Source organism: Rodentibacter rarus (assembly GCF_001998965.1).
GTDB lineage: Bacteria > Pseudomonadota > Gammaproteobacteria > Enterobacterales > Pasteurellaceae > Rodentibacter > Rodentibacter rarus.
In genome coordinates this window covers 1-4,254 of sequence record NZ_MLHJ01000130.1, presented here as the reverse complement: position 1 = coordinate 4,254, position 4,254 = coordinate 1, and the positions used below count along the sequence as shown (strand labels likewise).

The window sequence follows — 4,254 nt, the reverse complement described above, 5'->3', positions numbered from 1 at the left end:
ATGAAGAAAGTGGGTTAGCATATAATCGGTTTAGGTATTATGACCCTGAGACGGGAAATTATATCTCAAGCGACCCGATTGGATTACAAGGTGGAGAAATACCTTATGGATATGTTCATAACCCGATGGATTGGGTGGATTTGTTTGGGTTACTAAAAGAATTTGGAATTGCACCATATTCAAGCATTTTGCATAGAAATGATGGATTAGATGCCCATGAATTATTACAAAATGCTTGGCTGGAACAAAATGGATTAGCTAAACGTGGAAGTGGCTTATCTAGAAAAAATCCTGCTATTGCTATTAACAATGATCCATTACATAAATCCATCAATCATTTGCAACGAAAATATGGACTACATGATTCTGCTACACTTAGAAAGCAATCTGCATTGTCAAATATTAATAAAAATGCTGCTCTTACTAGACGAGCAATAGCTGAAGATTTAGTAGGAAGAGGAATTGATAAACGAGCAGCTAAATCTTTAGCAACTAAATATGTAAATGATCTAAGATCTCAAACCATAGATTTCGTAAAAGCTAATAATATTATTTCTTGTAGAGGGTAAAATTATGAATAACGAATATTACAGCGATGTTGTTGAATATGATCCAAACTATTTAGGGCGTATAGGCGGAAATATTCCAGAGTCACTAATTTCAATGGTAAGTACCGAGTATTATTTTTATGCAACCCTACCATATCCAAACAAAGAAAGAATAATGTTTTCTATTTTTACACCTAAAAATTTTGAAGTAATGAATGATAAAAATATCTACCCTAACTGTTCGATTAAAGTCATAACACATGTATTCAGCCCAGAAAGTCTAGAACCATTATTTAACAATCCAGACCTAACTCGAATGTCTATCACCAATTATAGTACATTAGAAAGTAACTATTATTCTGTACGAGAAGAGAACCAAAAAAATTTTGATTTTGGCGATGACTTTGAAGAGTTAGATGAACCATATCATTCTATTGTTATCGGAAGAAAACCGATACTGATTCAAGAAGATGATATATATACGGATGCCCTCAATAAAGATGATTATGAATTTTTTATGCAAATTGATGAATCAGGAATGCCTAGTGATTTGTTTAGGAAAAATTATATTTTTGGGTATGGTGCATTGTATTTGTATATGAATCCTAAGAAGGAAATTATTGCGGGATTTTGGCAAAACTAATACATGTTCACAAAAAAACAGCTATGATGTTTGCAGGTTTTAAAACTTTAGTAAAGTAGGCTTAATAAAAAATAATAGTTTTCTAAATATTTTAAAAATGCTACGGTCTCATCCTAACCTACCACTACTGTTTTAGAATGGAATTTTATTTTCAAAATGCTTGTTTTTTGTTCTTTAAAAATCAACTTGATAACATGTCGTTCAAGCGGTCGAATTTTCCTAAAAATTTGCAAAAATTAAATAAATCTGACCGCTTGCTCTCCCCTTTCCCGATAACCGTTGGGTTTATACCTACAACGAAAACGGCACACTGAAAAGCCTGACCGATGGTGAGGGGAACGTTACCCACTACGACTACGACCCAGGTTATCGCTTAATTCGCCTTATCACGACTGACGACAGCTATTTTTACGAATACGATAAACTCAGCAGAGTAACCGCTATTCAAAGCCTGTATAGCAGACAAACCTTTGAGTATGACCTTAACGACCGTATTATCAACGAAACCCAAAACGGCCACCGAATTGAGCGCGCTTATGATGATGAAGCCCAAACTCTCACAAGAACGCTGTATATTGAGGGAAAAGATGAGTCTATCATCACGCAATTTAAGTACAATAGTCTCGGTGAGTTAATTGAACTGAACTTGCCGGACACAACGGATACAAGCGGTCAGAAAAACCAACTGTTTTTCCAATACGACCAAAACGGCAATGAAATCGACCGCTCTTCCCCACAAGGGTTTATCCTCAAACAACGCTATGATGCGATGGATTGTCTTACCCAACAACGGGCAGGTTGGGAGCCGACACAGTTTTTTGACAAAGACGAACTGCGTGCCACGGGCATTGACGCTCCAAGTTTTGCTGAGGTCAATCAACATTACCGCTATGACAAAGCGTTGAATACCCTTGAAACCAAGGATAAAGGCGAACAGCACTTTTTCACCCTAAACCGAAATAACCAAATTACCCAAGTTCACAACCAAAACCGTGAACAAGAACGCTATGCCTATGATGAATGTGGCTACCTCACCCAACGCCACGTAGGACATGAAAATTATGGCTTAATTCAAAAACCACACCACCCCGAATATCATGCACAACGGCAAATTATCCCACATCAGGATATTTACCAAAAAGGGCATAAACTCCACCGCTTAAACGAAAACTACTACGAATACGACAAAGCGGGGCGGTTGGTCACCAAGGTTGAAAAACGAGACGGCTTTAGAAAACAAGAAACCGATTACCGCTGGAACGGCAAAAACGAACTGATTGGCATCACCACGCCAAAAGGTGAGGTGTGGCATTATAAATATGACGCTCTTGGACGCAGAGTTTTAAAAGAATGTCCGCAACAGCATCTACGCATTGAATACCTGTGGGACGGCGACCAGCTTGCTTTCACTCGAACCTTCAAAAATGATGAACTTGTTAGCGAACGGCACAGTATTTTTAACGGCTTTGAGCTCATTGCTCAACAAGACCACTATCAACAGCTTAAACAAACGATTGATGGTAACTTCATCGAATGGAAGCAGGAAACCGGCTACGCCATCTGCCAACCGAATGGACAAGTGCTTGCTCTTCTTAATCCGCAAGGTAAAACCCTATGGCGTAAAGAAAAGCATAGTTTATGGGGATTATTTTTCCCAAATGATTACCGTAAAACAACCCCACTTGACCCACAAATGTTGTTTGCAGGGCAGTATTTTGATGAAGAAAGTGGGTTAGCTTATAATCGTTTCCGTTACTACGATCCTGAAAGTGGGGGTTATATTTCGAGCGATCCGATTGGATTGCAGGGTGGGGAAACACCTTACAGCTATGTCGACAATCCGATAGGATGGGTGGATCCGTTTGGATTGGCAAAATGTCCTTCTGTTATGAGACGTAAGAATGGAGAAATTATTTCTGCCAAAGTAGCAGTTAAGCCATCAGATATAAGAACTGGAACACCAGTTAGTAATGCAGCTAGAAAAGGAACGGATCGGCTTAAAGGAGATGATACCGGACATTTATTAGCAAAAGTCTTAGGAGGTTCAGGTAAAGATTTAGATAATCTTTTTGGACAATTAAGAAAAGTTAATAGAGGTGATTATCGACAATTTGAAAAAGCAATTAGAGAGCGTATAGAAACCACTGGAAAATCAGTTAACTTAGAATGGGGATTTCAAACATTCTCAGGTTCGGGAAAACGACCAGACAGAATATTATTCAAGGTATTCCAAGATGGTAAGCTTGTAGATAGACAATGGTTTAACAACTTTTAAGGGATAATTATGAATATTGAAAATGCTAAAGAAATATTACTGGGATTTATGCAAGAAATGTATGAGTGGGAAAAAAAGGCAACTAAAAGTTTAAGAAGTCTTGATTATGAAAATACGTTAAGATTAGAGTTATCTATGATATTTAGTAAGTATTGCACTCCTAAAAAAAGCAAGAGAACACGAGAAATATCACTTTCAGCACGTTTTCCATTTGAATATAAACCAGAAACGCATCCTATCATTGATGTAAAGGAAGAAAATAAATATTTATTTTTTTATATTGAAGAAAATAGATCAGGACTAAAAACACAATATAGATATCGGTTGGTATATAAGAATGAAAAATGGTGGATAGATAAGAAAGAATGGTTTACTCAAGCCAAATGGGAGAACTACGCATTTTAATAGTTAGGTGGAGATGAAGAAAGTGGGTTGGCGTATAACCGTTTTCGATATTATGACCCTAATACGGCGTGCTATCTAAACTCTGATCCAATTGGATTGGAGGGAGGTAGCACGCCGTATTTTTATGTCCAAAATCCTTTAGATTTTCTTGATCCGTTTGGGTTGAGTTCCTGTAAGAAAAATGCCGACATATTAAGACAAAATATGTTAAAAGAAGGAAAAACTTTCCAAAAAGGTGATGCAGCAGCTCATATTGTAGCTTCAACTGGTAGTAAAGGACACTGGGAGGCTGCCTCTCGCTCTAGAGAACTTCTAGCGAAATATAGAGTAAATATTAATGATGCAGCAAATGGAATCCCTCTAGGGTGTTAATGATCATGCAA

Annotated in this window: 5 protein-coding genes and 1 pseudogene; all 6 read left to right on the top strand. The window is 37.4% G+C overall.

Translation table 11 applies throughout. The features are described 5' to 3' along the window. Positions 1–569 (top strand): RHS repeat-associated core domain-containing protein (locus BKK50_RS11250; RefSeq protein WP_143529820.1); only part of this gene is annotated, 569 nt, incomplete at its 5' end. 4 nt (positions 570–573) lie between these two features. After that, on the top strand, positions 574–1,191 hold the full coding sequence (locus BKK50_RS11245; RefSeq protein ID WP_077418133.1) for a hypothetical protein: 618 nt from the start codon (positions 574–576) through the stop codon (positions 1,189–1,191). Positions 1,192–1,837: 646 nt separating this feature from the next. Then, entirely contained in the window at positions 1,838–3,466 is a 1,629-nt protein-coding gene (locus BKK50_RS13100; RefSeq protein ID WP_077418130.1) for an RHS repeat domain-containing protein, read from the top strand. A gap of 9 nt (positions 3,467–3,475) precedes the next feature. Next, the gene (locus BKK50_RS11235) at positions 3,476–3,871 is read left to right on the top strand and encodes an NTF2 fold immunity protein (RefSeq protein WP_077418127.1); all 396 of its coding nucleotides are present in this window, start codon (positions 3,476–3,478) and stop codon (positions 3,869–3,871) included. 24 nt (positions 3,872–3,895) lie between these two features. Continuing rightward, a pseudogene (locus tag BKK50_RS13095) lies at positions 3,896–4,024 on the top strand (RHS repeat-associated core domain-containing protein); the annotation flags it as partial. 51 nt (positions 4,025–4,075) lie between these two features. Further along, a complete protein-coding gene (locus BKK50_RS12965; RefSeq protein ID WP_244149457.1) occupies positions 4,076–4,243 on the top strand; it encodes an AHH domain-containing protein in 168 nt (55 codons plus the stop codon). Positions 4,244–4,254: the final 11 nt, after the last annotated feature.